Annotated in this window: 19 protein-coding genes and 2 pseudogenes; 13 read left to right on the top strand and 8 right to left on the bottom strand. The window is 36.4% G+C overall.

Annotated features, from left to right (window positions below):
* Nucleotides 1-309: pseudogene (locus tag PSE72_RS19755) on the top strand (VTT domain-containing protein); the annotation flags it as partial.
* A gap of 101 nt (nucleotides 310-410) precedes the next feature.
* On the opposite strand, the pseudogene uraH reads toward PSE72_RS19755, so the two are convergent.
* Nucleotides 411-750: pseudogene (uraH, locus tag PSE72_RS19750) on the bottom strand (hydroxyisourate hydrolase).
* 185 nt (nucleotides 751-935) lie between these two features.
* Here uraH and PSE72_RS19745 point away from each other — a divergent pair.
* Nucleotides 936-1,151 (top strand): helix-turn-helix domain-containing protein, encoded by a 216-nt coding sequence (locus PSE72_RS19745; RefSeq protein WP_115167450.1) that lies wholly within the window; start codon nucleotides 936-938, stop codon nucleotides 1,149-1,151.
* 782 nt (nucleotides 1,152-1,933) lie between these two features.
* Nucleotides 1,934-2,146, top strand: a complete 213-nt coding sequence (cspE, locus tag PSE72_RS19740) for a transcription antiterminator/RNA stability regulator CspE (RefSeq protein ID WP_004909940.1) — start codon at nucleotides 1,934-1,936, stop codon at nucleotides 2,144-2,146.
* A gap of 92 nt (nucleotides 2,147-2,238) precedes the next feature.
* Here the strand turns inward: cspE and aes are convergent, their stop codons facing one another.
* The 3 genes from aes to PSE72_RS19725 all read right to left on the bottom strand — a co-directional run bounded on the left by aes (nucleotide 2,239) and on the right by PSE72_RS19725 (nucleotide 4,574).
* Complete coding sequence (aes, locus tag PSE72_RS19735) at nucleotides 2,239-3,204, bottom strand: acetyl esterase (protein WP_115167448.1); 966 nt, start codon at nucleotides 3,202-3,204, stop codon at nucleotides 2,239-2,241.
* Between the two features lie 218 nt (nucleotides 3,205-3,422).
* A complete protein-coding gene (locus tag PSE72_RS19730) occupies nucleotides 3,423-3,554 on the bottom strand; it encodes an entericidin A/B family lipoprotein (RefSeq protein WP_004909948.1) in 132 nt (43 codons plus the stop codon).
* Nucleotides 3,555-4,106: 552 nt separating this feature from the next.
* Nucleotides 4,107-4,574, bottom strand: coding sequence for a DUF1097 domain-containing protein (locus tag PSE72_RS19725; protein WP_115167447.1), 468 nt, complete (start codon nucleotides 4,572-4,574; stop codon nucleotides 4,107-4,109).
* Nucleotides 4,575-5,042: 468 nt separating this feature from the next.
* Here PSE72_RS19725 and PSE72_RS19720 point away from each other — a divergent pair, with 468 nt between their 5' ends.
* Nucleotides 5,043-5,543 (top strand): hypothetical protein, encoded by a 501-nt coding sequence (locus PSE72_RS19720; protein WP_115167446.1) that lies wholly within the window; start codon nucleotides 5,043-5,045, stop codon nucleotides 5,541-5,543.
* Between the two features lie 134 nt (nucleotides 5,544-5,677).
* On the opposite strand, the gene PSE72_RS19715 is transcribed toward PSE72_RS19720, so the two are convergent.
* Nucleotides 5,678-6,592: a YadA C-terminal domain-containing protein gene (locus PSE72_RS19715; RefSeq protein ID WP_232800767.1), complete on the bottom strand. Its 915-nt coding sequence runs from the start codon at nucleotides 6,590-6,592 to the stop codon at nucleotides 5,678-5,680.
* Nucleotides 6,593-7,298: 706 nt separating this feature from the next.
* On the opposite strand from PSE72_RS19715, the gene def reads away from it, so the two are divergent.
* Nucleotides 7,299-7,808, top strand: coding sequence for a peptide deformylase (def, locus tag PSE72_RS19710; protein ID WP_004909962.1), 510 nt, complete (start codon nucleotides 7,299-7,301; stop codon nucleotides 7,806-7,808).
* A 52-nt stretch (nucleotides 7,809-7,860) separates the two neighbouring features.
* Here def and fliT read toward each other — a convergent pair whose 3' ends face one another.
* Genes fliT through fliD form a run of 3 tightly spaced genes read right to left on the bottom strand, consistent with a single transcriptional unit; the run spans nucleotide 7,861 to nucleotide 10,093 of the window.
* Complete coding sequence (gene fliT, locus PSE72_RS19705) at nucleotides 7,861-8,250, bottom strand: flagellar protein FliT (RefSeq protein ID WP_115167445.1); 390 nt, start codon at nucleotides 8,248-8,250, stop codon at nucleotides 7,861-7,863.
* On the bottom strand, nucleotides 8,240-8,638 hold the full coding sequence (fliS, locus tag PSE72_RS19700; RefSeq protein WP_004909969.1) for a flagellar export chaperone FliS: 399 nt from the start codon (nucleotides 8,636-8,638) through the stop codon (nucleotides 8,240-8,242). Before fliS ends, fliT begins: the two co-directional genes overlap by 11 nt.
* 18 nt (nucleotides 8,639-8,656) lie before the next feature.
* Complete coding sequence (fliD, locus tag PSE72_RS19695; protein ID WP_198641261.1) at nucleotides 8,657-10,093, bottom strand: flagellar filament capping protein FliD; 1,437 nt, start codon at nucleotides 10,091-10,093, stop codon at nucleotides 8,657-8,659.
* A 381-nt stretch (nucleotides 10,094-10,474) separates the two neighbouring features.
* On the opposite strand from fliD, the gene PSE72_RS19690 reads away from it, so the two are divergent.
* From PSE72_RS19690 to PSE72_RS19655, 8 genes are all read left to right on the top strand, one after another.
* Complete coding sequence (locus PSE72_RS19690) at nucleotides 10,475-11,596, top strand: FliC/FljB family flagellin (RefSeq protein WP_115167444.1); 1,122 nt, start codon at nucleotides 10,475-10,477, stop codon at nucleotides 11,594-11,596.
* A gap of 1,024 nt (nucleotides 11,597-12,620) precedes the next feature.
* Nucleotides 12,621-12,749 carry a hypothetical protein gene (locus PSE72_RS19685; protein ID WP_269814211.1) on the top strand — a complete coding sequence of 43 codons (129 nt, stop codon included), beginning with the start codon at nucleotides 12,621-12,623 and terminating at the stop codon, nucleotides 12,747-12,749.
* 83 nt (nucleotides 12,750-12,832) lie between these two features.
* Entirely contained in the window at nucleotides 12,833-13,486 is a 654-nt protein-coding gene (locus PSE72_RS19680) for a hypothetical protein (protein ID WP_115167443.1), read from the top strand.
* 40 nt (nucleotides 13,487-13,526) lie between these two features.
* Nucleotides 13,527-15,941 (top strand): fimbria/pilus outer membrane usher protein, encoded by a 2,415-nt coding sequence (locus PSE72_RS19675; protein WP_115167442.1) that lies wholly within the window; start codon nucleotides 13,527-13,529, stop codon nucleotides 15,939-15,941.
* A 34-nt stretch (nucleotides 15,942-15,975) separates the two neighbouring features.
* A complete protein-coding gene (locus PSE72_RS19670) occupies nucleotides 15,976-16,188 on the top strand; it encodes a fimbria/pilus periplasmic chaperone (RefSeq protein ID WP_254178860.1) in 213 nt (70 codons plus the stop codon).
* Entirely contained in the window at nucleotides 16,188-16,661 is a 474-nt protein-coding gene (locus PSE72_RS19665; protein WP_272691111.1) for a fimbria/pilus periplasmic chaperone, read from the top strand. Before PSE72_RS19670 ends, PSE72_RS19665 begins: the two co-directional genes overlap by 1 nt.
* A gap of 73 nt (nucleotides 16,662-16,734) precedes the next feature.
* On the top strand, nucleotides 16,735-17,073 hold the full coding sequence (locus tag PSE72_RS19660) for a helix-turn-helix domain-containing protein (RefSeq protein WP_115167441.1): 339 nt from the start codon (nucleotides 16,735-16,737) through the stop codon (nucleotides 17,071-17,073).
* Between the two features lie 635 nt (nucleotides 17,074-17,708).
* The gene (locus tag PSE72_RS19655; protein WP_004909992.1) at nucleotides 17,709-18,422 is read left to right on the top strand and encodes an RNA polymerase sigma factor FliA; all 714 of its coding nucleotides are present in this window, start codon (nucleotides 17,709-17,711) and stop codon (nucleotides 18,420-18,422) included.
* Nucleotides 18,423-18,477: the final 55 nt, after the last annotated feature.

Genomic DNA, 18,477 nt, shown 5'->3' with positions numbered 1-18,477 from the left:
CAAAAAGATAAAATAGTATATGCGCAAGAATATATTCAAAAAAATGAGAATTGGATTGTTATAGCTATTCGCTTTGCTTATGGGTTAAGGGCAATAGGACCTATTATTATTGGTGCTAGTGATGTAAAACCATTTAAATTTTTTATATTAAATATTATCGGTGGTGCAACTTGGGGAACTTTGATAGTTTCTACCGGATATTTTATTAGCAAGCTAGTTCTTTCACTATCAATTGATTTTTCAATAAGTATATTAATAATTATAGGTATATTTTTGTTATTATTGATTTTTTTAGAGGGCGTCTATTGAAAAAATGAAGAAATAATACGTGATGGTTACTTGTAATTATATTATACGAATGCAGTATCAATACCTGATTAATACTGCATTGGTTTATAAGTTGAAAAGGGTTAATGCCCTCTATATGTTGAATAACCATATTGGCTTAAAAGCAAGGGGATATGGTAATGTTCATCTAAATTATCTATTTGAAATTCAACGGGGATTTCAGGGGAAAAACTGTGTTTACCTTGTTGCTTAAAATACTCACTAGTTTTAAAAATCACTCTATAGTCTCCTATAGAAGGCTTCTCAGGGCTGTCAGGTAAGATAGATTTAATTCTGCCATCATTACTTGTTTTTTCTGTGTTTATGAGTATCCAATTGTTTCCCTGTTTGCTGATTAAGAATATGAACACTTAAAATATTATTTGACGCTATTGAAGCTGCTGGAGTTAAAATAAAAGGAATGAATACTAAAAGTAATTTTTTTCATTTGGATATCCTCTATTGATATATTGAGGATACTTTATCAATGGAGGCTAATGGTTAGCCTTACAGTTTGATTACATTTTTTTAATCTAAATTTCATTACATTAGTTAATGGTAGATAGATTAAAAATAGTAAGTTTATCGATTTAGAATGGAGTCTTTGTATGAAGACTGAAAGCACTGTGTCAACATTAATAGGAAAGAAAATTAAAATATTAAGGCGCAATACTGGATATACCGCAAGTGGGTTTGCAAGATTGAGCGGCTGTAAAAGTGATCAACAATTGTATCGCTATGAGCGAAGTGTTAATAAAATTGATACCAATATGTTGGTATCAGTACTAAGGACCCTTAATATAAATACAAGTAGTTTTTTTTGAGCAGATAGCTGATGAGATAATTAAAAAATTCGATGATTATAATGTAAATATATAGATATCTAGTATGGCGAGGCCGCTATAAATGGCTGCTTTTTATATTATGGAATAAATCAGTCAGTTGATTGATGTTTTTTATAGTAGTTTTTATCACCTATTTTTATTTAAATAGTATTAAACCGCCAATCTATAACATTTTCAACATTCACATAGGATATTTAAGGTTGTTATCGATATTCTATTTTGTTAAATTTTTTCTTTCTGTCAATAGTCACTCAATTTAATCACTATGAAATTAATCTCCTCATTATTTTGCCTTTTTTTAATTACAGGCTGTACGTTCACACCATCCTTTGAACCCAATAAATCAACCTGGCCTAAGCCACATAAAGACGCCCGTTCATCTGAACAAAAAAGAGCTGATAGAGAAGCAGTGCATGAGCAACAGCGAGCTGTAATGAGAGGCGAAAGACCGGATTACGGCGTTTTTGATAGATACTAAACCTGAGGACGTAAGAACTTTTAGGTTAAGATAAACCGCAAACTATTTGTTTATAAAATCGACGCGAAAATAAAATTTGCCATTTGGTTTTAAGTGTGGCTTAATATGCTCACTGGTTTGGAAGTACAGGCCTATTTATGTTAGTCAGTTTTAAGATGTTCACCATTAAGCGCTATCTCAGATACCACTTCATTGCGAATTCCTTCTAATTAATTCCCATAAGTACCACAAGAACAAACCGCAACATGCCTTATGGCAATTTTAAAAAATTAAAGGAAATTCTATGTCTAATACAATGACTGGTACAGTAAAATGGTTTAACGATGATAAAGGTTTTGGTTTTATCACTCCTGCAGACGGCAGCAAAGATGTATTTGTTCACTTTTCTGCAATTCAAAGTGATAACTTCAAATCATTAGCAGAAGGCCAACAAGTTTCATTCAGCATTGAAAATGGTGCTAAAGGCCCAGCAGCAGCTAACGTTATCGCTAAATAACGATAACGAATCGCTAAGCATTCAAAAACCTCGCTAAATGCGAGGTTTTTTCGTTTTATAGCCTGCTATTTTCAATAAATACAGAGTTAATATTATAAAAGTTGTTTGATAAAATAATTAGCACCATCACGAATCGCCTCGTCTGATATTTGCATCATGCGTGAATAATGTAAGAAGGCGTGCAAAGTTCCTGGGTACATTTTATATTCACAATGTATATCATTGGCATCTAGCGTTCGGAATAAAGCCAAACTATCATCTAATAGTGGGTCAAACTCAGCACTGGCAATATAACAAGGTGGAATGCCGTAGGTTAAATCATTATTGAATAAGCAATAATAAGGCGCTTCTCTATCGCCAGCTTCACCAAGATAGGCATTATCATAATCGTCTAAATCTTGTTTTTGTAACCCATCCCATTCCCCACCATATAGTCGCCGGCTTACTGAATCCTGTAAACCATACAGCCCATACCACAATAAAAGGGCTCTGATATCGGTAAACTCGTTGGCGTTATCACGTAGCCAAAGGGTCGAAGGTATGGATAACATCGCGCCAGCCGAGTCACCTGCAAAGCCAGTTTGTTGCATATTGATATTATATTGTTCAGCATTTTGCTGATAATACTGATAAACCATGGATATTTCCTCAATTGCTTGAGGGTAGCGTGCTTCAGGGGATAACGAATAATCAACTCCAATAACTGTACAGCCCGAATATTGTGCCAGTAAGCGCATAATACGTTCGTGAGTCTGTAAATTACCTAAAATAAACCCACCGCCATGGAGGTAAAACAAGGTGGCTGATGGAGATTTAATCGGTTGAAATATACGCGTCAAAATATTGACATATTTAGTTGGAACTTGAATATCGTGAATAGAGTACATCGTTGGCGCTTCTGAATTCCAATATTTTCTATCTTCAATATACGCTTGTCGCATACCATTATAAGTGGCGTCAAGAGGTACAGGAGATGGATTTTCTGAATAAAATCGCATTACAGATTGCATCTCTGGTGAAATAAGGTCTAACACATTAATTTTATTTTTTTTGTTCATTATACTCTCCTAGCTACATGTTTCCATTGTAAAAGGGGGGCATAATTAAGTTGTGATCCTGCTAACCAATATTAAAAGGTTCTGTATTTTTAAATTATAAGGCTTGAGAATTTATAGGTATTTTAATTTATATCTCAAACGGTGAGATCATCACCGTTTGAGATATATGTGAGTTTTAGGTGGGAAAGTTAATATTTAAAGATGATGTCAGTTAACAATTATTTAGCAGCTCTTTGTATGGCTTCTCCACCGGCTTCTATGTCTTCACCAACACCCTGAGTGGTGTTGCATGCGCTTAAAGAGAATACTACAGCTAATGAACAGGCCAAAAAACAAATTTTTTTAATCATATCTTCTTCCTTTGGTTAAATTCACTTACGGGTTATAAGATATTTCACGTATAAGTATAGCAGAAGGATAAATGAGTGTTTTTTGAGCTAACGTATATTGCGGTTTGATAATGTGAAAATTATCAGTTTATTATGCCATAATTATTAACTTTAATGAATTATAAGGCTACAAAGATAGAAAGAAAAAGAAAATTATAGAGATGAATGATAAATGGTTTTTAATTCTTTTTGAGAAAAGAAAGATGCAGAAAAATCCGAATTCTACTATATCTTTATATTAGCAGACGTTAATGTGACTGATGTTAGAACAGCTACATTAACTTTATTAATCTAAATGAATATTCCATACTGGAATTTTATCATTTTATTAACAAATCCATCGTTATTATATGTGTGAGTCTAGGTAATAATACTTAGTTATTTTTTTAGTTAATCACAAGTGAAATCAAAATGTTATATATTGTCGTAAGAGAAATTTAATGTAATATCGAATCTGTTTGAAATTCCCTTGGTTTCATTGAGTTATTTAAACCGCCATATAGGCGGTTTTTTTTAGTTTTTATCCAGTGATAGTTTTTCAAATAACCAAAGCCCACTTTTTTTCATTGCGAAACCAAATAACACGCCAATTAATAATGATTGAATAGTGACCAACCAAACACCTTCTGTCGCAAAAATAGTACAGGTGCCGACAAACGTGCCGGGTATATAAGAAAGCCACTGTTTTTTGGCTTGTATACACATCAAAAAGGCAACAATACCAGTAACGAAGTACCCTACAAAGTGAGGTAACTGCTTCAGGTAGTCACCGCTGTGCAGGATTACTAAGCCCCAAACCACACCACTACAGACGGTTAATGCGGTAATACCCAGACCTTTTATCCCATCTTTAGGATAAGCAAAATAGGCTGTACAGCCTAAAAAGCCTGCCCAGCCGATTAGCCCTAAACTATCAGCAACCCAAGCCCATATACCAGAAAGAATGGCGGTTGTTAAAGAAAGACAAAATAGTAATTTCACAATATGCACTTTACGTTATGGTTGTTCGTTAATAATACGGACGATGAATGCTTATCAGCCCACCGAGCGGTTACTAAGCCCATTAGCTGCAAAGCCAATTTATTCTAGAGTCAAGCTTTAACGATTCAGCTATCTTGTTATTCGAACACCATCTAGGGAGTTTTAGATATGGCTAGAGGGGTAACTGACTAATAATATGATAGTTATTTGTAATTGCTGTGACTCTGGGACCGTTTAAAGGAAGGCATTGTATAGAGCTAAGGCAAATCTGGCAATGAGTATACGCTAATTTATATGTTTTAATTTTATCTTATTGATAATAAATAATTATCTGTAAATTTAACATTAAATAAATAATGTGTAATTTAAAGATTAGCTTTGAGTGTGTGAATAGTTGATGGCTTTTTTTACTTTAATTTAGCGACTCCTCGCTGTAGCATGAAATAAATTGACTTGTGAGGTAAGGGTATGAAATGGATGATAGCTGGTGCTACTGCACTGTTATTGGTAGGGTGTGATAGCACATCGACTGCGCCATTTGGCTTAAACTGGGGGCAAAGCATTGATAGCATCAGTTTTATTAAGGCGGGGAAATGCCAAGCAAGCGGTAGCAAAACAGTTTGTATTTTTGGGCAGCAAAAGCCATTTAATGGTTGGAGCTATGAAAACCAACTCACGTTTGGTGATGGTAAGCTCATTCAAGTGGCTACCACACTTGTTGGGGTTGAGGATTATACCTCGCCAAAGCCGGATTTTGCGGACTTCCAACAGAAGCTAGAAAATGAAATGGGCTATTTGACAAAGCAAGGGTTTAACTCACAAGTCGCTAGTGACATTCTCACTAAATGCCAATCAGAGACTAGCTGTCACAAAGTGAGTGAGTCATCTCAAACTCGTATCGGCATGTCTAATCTTTGGGTTACCATTAACCCTACACCAATTGCCATTATCACTTACAGCCAAGGTTAAGCTTAATTTAAAGCCAGTTAATGTTGATATTGATTGGTGTGGCGAATATAAATAGTACCAATATATCATTGGTACTATTGGTTAAGGCTTATAAATAATTTATAAAAGTGATAAGAACAATATAGGTTGGAGAATTACCACCCGAAGGCGACACCCGCTCCAATAACCGCAGCATCTGAATTATTCCAAGATACAGAACTGCGTAAGTTGATGTTTTCTTTTAGTTGATATTGAGCACCGGCAGCGATCGCTGAGCCATTTTTGTAATTACCTGCACCAATCCCTGCGCTAAAGCGAGTATTTGTTGCGTAAGGAATATTGCTCATTGCTGCGACAGACGCAATACCGGAATTCGCTTCTTGAGTACGTTTATCTATTTTCCTATCAAGCTGATGGAGCCCATGATCAACTTTATTTTCTAAGCTGGTGAATTTGAGTTCATTAGCTTTTTGCGTTTTCGAGGAGTCAATTTTTAGGGCCTTAATTGATGAGGTGTTTCCAATTACTTTTTTATCTAGATTTTGCATATTGGTATTTAATTGGTTGGTGATTTGGTCAGCCGCATTGACACCAGTTAGTGCTCCTTGCAAATGTAATTCGACATCTTTTAATTTTGAGTCAAGTGCATGGTGCTCTTTTTCTCTGCCTTGTTGTATTGATGTGATTTTACTATTAATTAAATCATTGTTGTTTTTTATTTCCTGAAAAATATCTTGAGAATATATTTGTTCAAAACTAACGATTTCATCATTCAATGCTTTTAAATTATTTCGTATATCTATAGTTTCTAATTCAAGTTTACTGTTATTTTGTGTTAATGTGCCAATGTCGTTTTTAAAACTTGAGTCCATTTGGTTAATTGTAGTGTTGATATGCTTGATTTTTTTATTGATCTCACTAATTTTGTTAACATTCGTGTTGATACCTTGCGCGTTGACACTGCTTAAGGATGGAGGAGGACTTGAAAATGAGGTGTTGGCTACTGCATGGTAAGATAGGCTGCTAAGTAGTAGAGCCGCAAAATGACGTGCTAATATTTTCTTTTCCATTTGTTAATTTCCGTATTATTTAAAATTATTATCTAAAAGAAGAATGAAAGATAAATTTATTTTCCTTTATTCATTTATAGTAAAGATATTTATTTGGTGGGTAAAATCGATTTTTAAAATGATATTTATTCGGGATATCCGTGTTTGAGTGAAATAAATACAGTGATATATATTTTTTATATTAACTGGATGCTTTTATTTGATGGAATTATAGTTGATAGTGCTTATTTTGAAAATTTAATTTAAATTGATAGTAACTTTAATGTGGCCTAAATATATTCTCAATATTAATAAAAACTAAAAGCGAAAAAATAGCCACAAGCGAATAGATGCTATCAGTGGGTAAAAGCAAAAACAGTGAAGAGCCTACAAAGGGTCACCATTTTTCCTGTTTTAGATGTTTTTTTCCAAATAACGTGTTATTTTTCTGTAAAATTTTATGTGGCTTATGTTCCATGAAGGGGCAGTCTAAACAGGTAGGCGTTAATTTATTGATGTTTAAAATAAATTTTGTTTTCTGATTAACAATGCCATTTTTTGCATGTTGTTGGTGAAATAGAAAGACGATAATATTTTATCTGTTCTTCATACTTCACAGGCAGAGTTGTGGCGGCAGTTAGCGGCTATTGTATGCGTCACTGTTGCTTAAAATAGTTTGAATGATTGATATTTGAATGAAAGTAATCGAATTTATAGGGTTTAAATTATGGCAGTAAGAGAAATTATTGAAATTCCAGATGAACGACTGCGTATTAAATGCAGCCCAGTGACGGATTTCGCTGCGGTACAAACCTTGATCGACGATTTGTTAGATACCATGTACAGCACCGATAACGGTATTGGTCTCGCTGCCACGCAAATTGCGGAAACTAAATCCATTATGGTGATTGATATTTCAGAAAACCGTGATGAGCCGATGGTATTTGTTAACCCTGAAATCGTCGAAAGTGAAGGGGAAACCAGTTATCAAGAAGGGTGCTTGTCTGTACCTGAAATCTACGCCGATGTAGACCGCTTCCTGCGCGTTAAAGTGAAAGCGTTCGATAGGCACGGTAAAGCGTTTGAAGTAGACAGCGACGAGTTCTTAGCGATTGTCATGCAACATGAAATCGACCATTTACACGGTAAAGTGTTCCTCGATCACTTATCACCGCTAAAACGCAATATGCTGTTGAAAAAGTTGAAAAAGCAGCAACGTTTAAAACAGCAGCAATAGGCTGAGAGTTAAATATAAAAGGCGTGTCAGGTCTATCGGCCTGACACTCAAATTATTCCATCGGGCGAACGACTAACGGGGTATCCGGCTCATCAAATTGGCCATAGCTATTATTTAGTACCCGTTTTTGGTCTAATTGCTTAATTTCTTTGCTTAAAAAGTTTAAATGCTGTTGTAAATATTCTTTAGTAATGCGTTCATTTTCAATAATTTTATGCAATAACTGAATAAATTCTTCAGTAATTGGCTGCTGTTTTTCGAACGCTTGCGTTAACTTGGTGAGGTTTTCCACCGCAAGGACATATTCTGTCTCTCGGGAGACCAATGTCTCCCATTCCCCTGATTGCGCTAAGGCAACTAAATTTTCACTTAATACTAAGACATTACGGTATATTTCATGTAAATCGATAGGATTTTTATTGTCCACCTGATTATCTTTCATCCACATTTGCACCGATTTGTTGCCACGCAGAGGCGATATCGGAGAGTAACTGGTAAACTTCTTGGACATAAGCCACGTTGTTTTCGAGGTTGGCGCGAAGTAACTGCATTGTCATGTACTCATACAAACTTGCTAAATTTTCTGCAAGTTCGCCGCCAGCTTCATAATTTAACGACTGCTTTAACCCAGTGTCAATGATGTCGATAGCTTTTGAGATTTCTTTACCTTTTTCTGCCACCTTACCTTGCTGCATAAAAATCTCACCGCGTTTCAGGGCACTAAGGGCCCCTTTAAACAGGATTTGGATCAGTTGGTATGGGGTCGCGTTGGTGATTTCACTCTCCAAATCGACTTGTTGGTAGGCTTGCTGTGCGTGTCGTTGATACATGTTTTTAACCTAAAAGTGTTAGCCTAATAATCGGCCTAAAGAATTCGTTGTGCTATTGAGTGAACTCATCATTTTATCGAGGTTTTGGAATTGACGACGGTACATGTCCATGGTGTTTTCGATTTGTTTATTGGTCTGCTCAATCCGTTTATCTAAACTTTTCTGTTTCTTCTGAATGCCATCGGTGGCGTTGTGTAATGAGCCATCTTTTGTATCTAAAGTACCTTTTAAAAAGTTAAAGTTTTCAGTCCCAAATCCGGTTTCTTTACCGTCACCAGCAAAAAATACTTTAACACTCGATGGGTTTTCTTTGAGGGCTTTATCCAGTAATTTGTTATCAATTTCTAATGTGCCATCTACTTTCTGTTTTACCCCCATTTTATTGAATGTATCGATTTCACCACTATTTTGTGGAGCACGGACTTGAGTACGCATTGTACTTTGAATAATTCGTAACGTGGAATCACCAATGAGCGGGCCGTTGGTTTTATTAGGAGCCGTTCCACTTTCATTTGGTGTGTATTTTGTCAGTTCTTTCGCTAACGTTTGGAATTCATTATAGGCATCTACCCATGCTTTAATTTTACCTTTAGCGGGCTCGATATCTTCAGAAACCATTAAATGGTCAGCTTTATTGTCTTCGCTTTCTTTTTTTAGTGTCAGGGTTAAACCAGGGAACAAATCTTTGGCTTCATTGGTTTGCGACTCAAGTTCGAACCCATCAATAGTCAAATGTGCATTTTGAGGGGCAACCTTTTGCTCCATACCACTGCCAGTAGGATTTTTCAGCACGACATTTTTATTGGCATCTAACTCGGATTCAACGTTTAAGATTGCGGCTAGTTCATCATCACCTTCAACATTGATGCTAATACGGTTATCCGTACCTTCTTTTTTAGAAGTGACGACAAGATGATATTGCTCATTTTTGTCTTTAATAACTGAGGCGGTAACGCCTTTATCGGTTTTATTAATGGCGTCAGCTAGTTCAATTAAAGAAGTACTCTGGTTATCCAATTTGATAACGATTTTATCTTTTTCTTCTTTCTGTGAGGGTTGGGTAATAGTGATAGTCCGTTCTTTGGCACTACTACCGAGTAACTCTTTATTATCAGAGTGGCCTTTAGTGGCGATAGTTTGTGCTTTAGCAAGTTGCGTCACTAACACATCGTGCACACCGGCGACTGCTTTACCATCGGTTTTTACGTCAAAGGCTTTATATTCACCAGTGACTTTGGTGGTACTGATATCGCCGTATTTTTTTAAGTCCTCAGCGGCTTTTTTCAGTTTTTCTAATGATGATTGCATTTTGCCATAGGCGCTAATTTGCGCGTCATAGCTGGCTTTCTGTGTGGTTAATGGGTCAAGGCGGCGACGCTCCATTGCCTCAATTTGGTCCATTTGCACATTTAAATCTAAGTTTGCCCCGATACCGAGAGTGGATATTCCTGCCATATTTTCTCCTACGCTATGTCTGTGACATAAAACCTGTAATAAAATCTATTTAGAGTCTTATCGGCAAAACGGAGCAAAATTTTAGACTATTCTGAAAAAGAGTGATGGCGGGAGCTGATAAGAGAAAAGTAGTTAATTATCCCTATTGAAATTGAATAATAAGAAAGTTAATAAAGATAAATGAGTGTGTTAAAAACGAAAGTGTTAAAAAATAATGGCATTAAAAGCGGGCGGTAAAGCCATTTCTAACCTTATAGATAAAAATTTTCATCAAAAAGCCTAAAGGGGACTTTTTTGTAGCCGATAACCTAGTTGCTGACGAAATTCATCAAGTTAAGCATTTTGGCTTAACGCATTAATTTGAATAATAAGGATCACATCATGGCACAAGTTATCAACACTAACATTCTGTCTCTGACAACTCAGAACAACTTAAACCGTTCACAAGGCGTATTAGGTTCTGCAATTGAGCGTTTATCTTCTGGCTCACGTATCAACAGCGCTAAAGACGATGCGGCAGGCCAAGCGATTGCTAACCGTTTTACTTCAAACGTTAAAGGTTTAACTCAGGCAGCTCGTAACGCTAACGATGGTATCTCTATCGCACAAACCACTGAAGGTGCATTGAACGAAATCAATGATAACTTACAACGTATTCGTGAGTTAACGGTTCAAGCGAAAAATGGCTCTAACTCCAACTCAGACATTACTTCAATTCAAAATGAAGTAACTGAACGTTTAGCCGAAATCAATCGTATTTCAGAACAAACGCAGTTTAACGGCGTTAAAGTTCTGAGTGGCGAAAAAAATGAAATGAGTATCCAAGTGGGTACTAACGATAATGAAGTAATTAAATTTAGTTTGGATAAAATTGACAATGATACTTTAGGGGTATCAAGTGATAAGTTATTTGATAAAGTTCCTGCGGGTACTGTTACTGGCAAAACTGAAGCTGGTAGTGCGGTAGATGAGGCTAAATTAGGTATCTCAGGGGCGACAACGTATAAAACAGGTCTGGATGTTAAAGAATATGTAGTAGATGGCAAAGCAGTTGCAGATAAATATATTGCAACTGAAGGTGGTAAGTCTTACTTAGTTAGTGCATCGGATTTTGAAGCTGATTCAACAACTACAACTCAAATTAATTTAAAAACCTCTGCAGCAGTTGCAGGAAATGAATTTACACCTGATGCAGGTAAGGCTTCTACGGCTGATGCATTAAACGTAAAAGGAGATGCATTAGCAACTTTAGACGACGCAATCAACAAAGTTGATGAAAGCCGTTCTAAATTAGGTGCGATCCAAAACCGTTTCCAATCTACCATCAACAACCTGAACAACTCTGTTAACAACCTGAGCGCAGCACGTAGCCGTATTCAAGATGCTGACTTCGCAACAGAAGTTTCTAACATGAGCCGTGGTCAAATTCTGCAACAAGCAGGTACTGCTGTGTTGGCACAAGCTAACCAGGTTCCACAAGGTGTTCTGAGCCTGTTACGTTAATTCGTGATTGGTTGATGATACTGAAGGCCAGCAATGCTGGCCTTTTCTTTGCCCGTCATATTTTGCACTACGGGGGGCTTTCAGTCGGTCACCCGAATCACGTACCTATGTACACTCATTGCGATAACCTAGCTTGTCATCTACCTACAACTTAAATTATATAAGGGGTTCAGTTAGGTCAGACTTTGGTATTTTCAAGTAAGTTCTGTATGGTTTCTAGTACTCGTTTTGGCACAGGCATAAATTAATATATTTGATAGCAGAATAAACGAAATAATAATAGTGTAGTTGACTAGAAAATCGGTGATGTATTCAATTTTGCGAATAGTCTGTATGACTATGCACTATATGCAGGCACTAAATAAGTCGATTCAAGAAAGAATTTAGTTTAGCTAATCACTGCAATTTATTATATGTGTAAAAAATTAGCTGTAATTTTTATTGAATTTAATCGATTTGTATATCTCCTTTAGAATACCTGTTAATACATTTAAACTGGTTTCTGAATGTCATTCTGCTTAATGCATTGATTTATATTGATATTATAATATTACTCGTCTTTTTTGTTATTTCTAATCACTCTATTTTTACTTCTCATATGAGTTAAAATGTGATTTGTCTCTGATAAAGGTGATGTTATAAGAATATTTAGCATATTTAACTATATTTTCATTCCTTTTTGGATTGTTTTAGGTTTATATACATTTATGAGATAATCAAAAAAAGAGCAATGCGGTTTATTCATTTGTTTTTTATGGTGAAATATAAGGAAATGTTTTGTAATAAAGTAAATTTAAGTTATTTATCTTATTTAGACCAATTTAAATCCTGAAAATATATGCTTATAATAAGCCCATCGAATTAATTAGTCTGATGGAATACATTAGTGATAAATCGATATTAAAAATAAATAAAACCAGCTAAGTATCTAGCGTATTATTTTTAGAATTTTATTTTTAAAATTCTGAGATAAGGGTTTTGTTTTTTTAAATTTTATTTTTATTTATTTTATAGGATTTATTTCATGTTTAAGAAAGCTATAATTGCATTATCTTTAATTTCTATTTCAGGAGCTACATTAGCAGCGGCACCAGTTGCTAATTTAAAAGTAACAGGATCAATTAACTTCAGCAGGTATCGATTTAACTTCTAATGTTGATTATCAGGCAGAAGCTGTGCTGGCTTTTAACTTCGGTATCTAATTAAGCGTTAGTCAAAAGTGATTTAGGAGAACGTATGCGTTTATTTATTACTCAATCAGCTAAAGCTACATTATTATACACATTTTGTAGTCTATTTTTTAGTGAGGCTGTTTATTCGCATACTTTCTCAAGTAGAAATATTATTGAACAGGTTGAATCACCTCCTACGTGTGACATCGTTATTCCTGATGGCGGGCAATACCAGTTTAATCAATTGCATGCCCGCCAGTTTAATTTAGTTAAGACGACCGAAATTCCGCAGATTTCGAAAATATGGCAAGTTTCCTGTAATACTCCGACTCAGTTACTTGTCCAGTTTTCTGATAATCGAAGTAATACGTCGCAGATGGGAAATGAAAGCTACTTTGGGTTAGGTAAAGTAAATAACCAAGGGCGACTAGGTAACTATCAGCTCATTCTTAATCAGCCTAAAGTTGATGGGCAATCTGTAGGAATTCGAATCTTGGAAGGTGTTGGGGGATTTCTGCGAACTCAAGGGGAGGCGGTATTAAAAAACAAACAATATGCATGGTTTACAAATGAAAATGTATTATCTAGTGGGAAAAATTTCTCTGTAAATATTGCGGTGAAACCTATCTTAAATAGCCTTAAAGAGACAAACGGTCCAATTATTGAGGTAATGGAATTAGATGGTAGTGCAGATATTATATTTTCATTTGGAATATAGTTTTAATTTTTAATAATTTATATTGGAAATAAAAATATTAATGTATAAGAAAAACAACTTTTCTTATTACCAGCTATTTTTAATTTTTATCGTACTGCATGTAAATAATTCCGTTGCATCTGAAACAACAAAGAGTGAAACACCATCGACAATTAATTTTGATATCGACTCTTTAAAATCACTAGGATATGGACCAGAAGTTGCAGAGTTTTTTATGAAGGGTAATCAATTTTTACCTGGTCACCATGATGTCACCATAAAATTAAATGGCGGTAATGAATATACTGCGAATGTTGAAATTAATGAAAGCGGTGAGCTATGCCTTACTGATGGATTGATGAATAGGCTGAGATTAAAAAAGGTTAACCTAGTTGATGGGTGCAATACTTTCAAGCAGGTCTATCCAGATGCAAAGATTGCATTATATCCTAGCTCATATCGCATCGACATGGTGGTTTCTGAAGAAAATATTGACCAAAAATTGCAAGGCAGTGAATTAACTTACGGTGGATTTGGTGTTGTCAGTAATTACCAATTATATGGTATGAATATTAGCGGAAATTACAGCCAACGTTTTTACCAAGGCGAATTCGAAACAGGGGTTAATTGGCAAAATTGGGTTTTGAGAAATAACAGCAGTGTCTCTGTTGGAGACTCAGATTCGCAATATCAATTTAATGAAACAGTGCTGTCAAAGAGTATAGAGCCTTTACACTCTTTGTTAGATATTGGTCAGCTTAATACCCAAGGTGCATTTTTTGGTGGAATCTCGATTGATGGTGTTCAACTTTATTCAGACAGTTCTTTGCAAACGACGAATGCTTTAGTTGTCCCAGTAACTGGGTTTGCCAGTACACCGTCAACGGTTGAAGTACAGCAAAATGGCCGATTGTTATACCGCACGATGGTACCTGCGGGGGCTTTCGAGTTAAACCGCATTAATAATGTGGTGATTGGCTCGCCGTTAGATATTACGGTGATACAAGATAATGGTGAAAAGCAACAGTTTCAGGTAATAACGGCAAACCAACAAAATGCTGTTTCACCAATGAGTTATCAGTTGGCAATTGGGCGATATCGTAGCCGAAATGATCAGCAAACGAAAAAGCCGATTATTAGTAGTGCGGAGATAAGTCAGCAACACGGTATGTCAAATTATGCCGCGGGGGTTCTTTATTCAGATCAATTTCAGGCGGTGAGTGGGCGACTGAATTCGTATTTTGATATTGCTACGCCCATTTCTACAGGTATTGGCGTGCAAAGTGCTCGTAATAATGAAAAGCGTGGGGAGCAAATTGATTTCAACAGCAATATAGCGTTTGAAAAAATGACATTAGGTGCTTCTGCTTTATATCGAACAAATAAGTTTCCTATGTTGGATAGCTCATTATTAAAAAAGCCGATAGCTCAGGACGAACAACAAGAAACGGATGGATGGCTTAGTGGGGAAGTACAGACATCGTCCTCATTATTTGCCAGTTGGGGAGATGTTACATGGGGCCGCTTGAGTGCTAATGTCAACCATAGCCATTTTTATGGCAATAAATCCGATACGATTTTTTATTCTATCGGTTATGGCAGAAAAATAGCTGATGTATCTTTGAATGTGAATTATCAAGCTGGCGATGACCAAGATAGCCGAATATTTATTAATGCATCAATGCCGCTAGGTAAGAAAAAAAGTATTAGCATGCAAAGCCAGTACTATCAAGATAAAAACCGGGTAATGGCAAATTATAATCAGCAAGTCAGTGATAATTTAAGGTATTCGGTCGGCGCTAGTCGTAATGATGGCGTTAATATTGTCAATGGAAGTATTAATAATTCTAACGCGTATAGCAATATTTCGTTGAATGGCTCTATGTCTCAGAATAATACACATTCAGTCACAGTAGCAGCATCTGGTGGATTGGCGTACTCAGATGGATTGTTGGCAACGTCCTCAGTCCCGTTAGGAGACACTTTTGGTATCGTTTATGTGCCTAATGAGCCCGGTGTTAGAGTGAATACCATGGGAAGTGGAACAACGATAACGAATCATTTTGGTACTGCGGCTATCTCATCCTTGCCGAGAAACCAAAAATCGACAGTGCAATTAAATACAGAGAAATTGCCATTGAATGTGCGGTTAGATACCACTTCATTTGATGTGGCGGCCGCAAGAGGTTCAGTCATTACTAAGCGTATTAATGCAACGACGATGAAGCAATTATTACTGAGTATCAAAATGGCGAATGGTGATGCCGTTCCTTTTGGCGCCAGTGTACTAAATAAAAGAGGTGACTATATGGGGGTTATCATGGGGGAAGGGAATCTATTATTAAGTAATGAGCAAATTGGCGATGACATTATTTTGCGTTCACCTAACACCGATGATTGCATTATTAAATATATTGTACCGAAAGAGTTTTCCGCTGAATCACTTTATGAAGAGGCAGATGCTATCTGCCATTAATCTTAGTAGTATCAAATACAAGTTTGAGGTTTTGATGAAAAAGTTAATTTATACAACAATTTTAGGTTTAATTAGTTTAGTTAGCATGTCTGCTAAAGCAAGTTTCCAATTAGAAACAATGACCGTTATTTTAGATGCGGGTGAAGAACGTAAAGTCTTTAGCGTAAAAAACACATCGAAAGAGCCTATCTTACTATCGACGAAGGTTTCTGATCTGGATGGTTCAAAGCCAATGGCAAAGAGGTAATGGTATCTCCACCAATTGTGCGTATTGAACCGAATGAAAGCCAACAAATTAATTTTGTTTTAAAGAAAGGTTTAGATTTAAAACAAGAGGAAATTTTACGTATTTCTTTCCAAGGTGTCGGAGCCGTTAAGCAAAACTCTGCAAAAATGCCGATTCGTCAAGATGTAGCAATGTTAATTACACCATCTAATGGTTTATTAAGCCAAACACCTTGGAAAAATATTACGGTTAACCAAAAAAATAACCAACTGACGTTGACTAATATAGGTAACCAAGTTGTTCGTTTATCTCCATCTGTGAAGGTGTTGCCGAGCAATGAGGCTTATTCAATTGAGCAATTTTATTTAAGACCGAATGAAAGTAAAACCATTGACGTGAAAAGTAAGGCGCAAGAATTGGTAATTTCACCTTTAAGCCGTTACGGATTTAAAAATTCAAATGAAGATATAATAAAAGTAACTCATAAGGAGTAATGTTTTATCTATCAGCTGGAACGAGAGTCAATAATTTGATTTTACTGTTCAGGTGTAGGGAGATATCTAAAATATGAAAAATGTAGATGAAGGTAGTAAACCAGAAAATAATATTTATTCATCCATAATAGGTAAGGAAATTAGGCGTATTCGTAAAGGAAAAGGGCTTTTTGGTGCAAAGGTTGCCAAGCAATTGGGGATTTCGCAACAGCATTATTCACGGTATGAGTGTGGTAAAAGTCGCATTTCGGTAGATACATTATTAAGTATTCTTTTTGTCTTACACTTTGATTTTGGTGATTTTTTTAGTGAAGTAAGATTTCAATTAAATAATCATCAAGATGAACTTTTCGATATGAAATTAAAGGATACCCATAAGGATATCGAAAATTATTTCGAAAAAATGAGTTAGGTCTGTTTATAGTATATTGTTATATACCGCATCAGAATTTTTACTGCTTAATTGGTCATGTATTTAATCCGGTGAATAGTCTGTAAAATAAGGTTATTTGCCGGAGAATTATTCTTAGCCAAAGTTGATGTAAACGTGATACTGCTAGAGCCTTACACACTAAGACTAAGGTTGTTGTTCGTACTTTAAAAACTCACACCAAAATAAGTGGCCACTATACGGGGTGATAACCATTGGATTGAGTTGTTTAACGAAGTGGATAAACAGAGCTGTCTTGTCGTTAACAAAAAGTAATAAAACCAGCTTTGGTATGCTTAGGAGCTTGTAGTTCATCGATGACTTCATTTGTTTTAAAGGAGGTTAGCTAAATAGACAGTCAATAGCAAAGTCTAAAGCCCAAAATTGCAATATGATGACACAATCACAACTCAACAAAACAACCACTCCCACTTGTATTGCCAGTAAAATCCCCTGGAAGTTGTGTTAAAACAATCATTAACCTGGTAATCATTCAAATTTTACCTATTTAGGATAAGGCAAATAAAGCCACATTTAGTGCCTTACTCTACGGATTGAATTCAAAACCAACACAGATAATGAATACCTTTTATAAAGCTTGAAGGGTGATTCAGGTTGTGAGTGATTTGTATACTGCCGAAGGTGTGATTAATAAAAATAGCCTATGGGAGCGTTATTACCCTCTAATACGCCATGAAGCCCTGAAACTGCAAGTCAGACTACCCGCCAGTGTTGATATCGACGACTTAATTCAAGCGGGGGGCATTGGTTTACTGCATGCATTGGAACGTTTCGATGTTACCCAAGGGGCATCGTTCGCCACGTATGCAGTGCAGCGAATTCGTGGTTCGATGTTAGATGAATTGCGTAGCCGTGACTGGGTGCCGCGCAGTGTGCGCCGCCAAGCACGAGAAATGACCAAAGCCATTGGTGTGCTGGAGCAATCGTTAGGGCGCAGTGCCACCGAGCCGGAAATCGCCAAAGCGTTGGATATCGATCTCGCGGAGTATCGCCAAGCGCTACTAGACACTAATAATAGCCAACTGTTTTCCTACGATGAGTGGCATGAAATTCACGGGGAAAGCTGTGAGCCGCAAATGGATGAAGATGATGGCGGTAACCCGCTGAGTTTGTTGCTGGATTCAAGCCTGCGAGACCAAATTGCGGCGGCGATTAATCAATTACCAGAACGCGAAAAAATGGTGCTGACGCTGTATTACCAAGAAGAGCTGAATCTGAAAGAGATCGGCGCGGTATTGGATGTGGGGGAGTCAAGGGTGAGTCAGCTGCATAGTCAGGCTATCAAGCGCCTCCGTGGCCGCCTTAAGTGATGCTCGTCATACTTCGCATTGTGGGGGTGTCGACTGCGCTCGGCTACTCGGGTCA

Origin of the sequence: Providencia sp. PROV116 (assembly GCF_028482485.1) — a bacterium.
Lineage (GTDB): Bacteria > Pseudomonadota > Gammaproteobacteria > Enterobacterales > Enterobacteriaceae > Providencia > Providencia rettgeri.
The sequence above is the reverse complement of the archived record's forward strand: the minus strand, read 5'-3'. Positions and strand labels throughout refer to the sequence as shown.

Excerpts from the sequence above, each read along its gene's own strand:
- PSE72_RS19730 (WP_004909948.1), bottom strand. The coding sequence starts at position 3,554 with ATGATTAAAAAAATTTGTTTTTTGGCCTGTTCATTAGCTGTAGTATTC.
- aes (WP_115167448.1), bottom strand. The coding sequence starts at position 3,204 with ATGAACAAAAAAAATAAAATTAATGTGTTAGACCTTATTTCACCAGAG.
- cspE (WP_004909940.1), top strand. The coding sequence starts at position 1,934 with ATGTCTAATACAATGACTGGTACAGTAAAATGGTTTAACGATGATAAA.
- PSE72_RS19665 (WP_272691111.1), top strand. The coding sequence starts at position 16,188 with ATGGTATCTCCACCAATTGTGCGTATTGAACCGAATGAAAGCCAACAA.
- fliT (WP_115167445.1), bottom strand. The coding sequence starts at position 8,250 with ATGAAAGATAATCAGGTGGACAATAAAAATCCTATCGATTTACATGAA.
- PSE72_RS19745 (WP_115167450.1), top strand. The coding sequence starts at position 936 with ATGAAGACTGAAAGCACTGTGTCAACATTAATAGGAAAGAAAATTAAA.
- PSE72_RS19685 (WP_269814211.1), top strand. The coding sequence starts at position 12,621 with ATGTTTAAGAAAGCTATAATTGCATTATCTTTAATTTCTATTTCAGGA.
- PSE72_RS19690 (WP_115167444.1), top strand. The coding sequence starts at position 10,475 with ATGGCACAAGTTATCAACACTAACATTCTGTCTCTGACAACTCAGAAC.
- PSE72_RS19720 (WP_115167446.1), top strand. The coding sequence starts at position 5,043 with ATGAAATGGATGATAGCTGGTGCTACTGCACTGTTATTGGTAGGGTGT.
- PSE72_RS19715 (WP_232800767.1), bottom strand. The coding sequence starts at position 6,592 with ATGGAAAAGAAAATATTAGCACGTCATTTTGCGGCTCTACTACTTAGC.
- PSE72_RS19670 (WP_254178860.1), top strand. The coding sequence starts at position 15,976 with ATGAAAAAGTTAATTTATACAACAATTTTAGGTTTAATTAGTTTAGTT.
- def (WP_004909962.1), top strand. The coding sequence starts at position 7,299 with ATGGCAGTAAGAGAAATTATTGAAATTCCAGATGAACGACTGCGTATT.
- fliD (WP_198641261.1), bottom strand. The coding sequence starts at position 10,093 with ATGGCAGGAATATCCACTCTCGGTATCGGGGCAAACTTAGATTTAAAT.
- fliS (WP_004909969.1), bottom strand. The coding sequence starts at position 8,638 with ATGTATCAACGACACGCACAGCAAGCCTACCAACAAGTCGATTTGGAG.
- PSE72_RS19680 (WP_115167443.1), top strand. The coding sequence starts at position 12,833 with ATGCGTTTATTTATTACTCAATCAGCTAAAGCTACATTATTATACACA.
- PSE72_RS19660 (WP_115167441.1), top strand. The coding sequence starts at position 16,735 with ATGAAAAATGTAGATGAAGGTAGTAAACCAGAAAATAATATTTATTCA.
- PSE72_RS19675 (WP_115167442.1), top strand. The coding sequence starts at position 13,527 with ATGTATAAGAAAAACAACTTTTCTTATTACCAGCTATTTTTAATTTTT.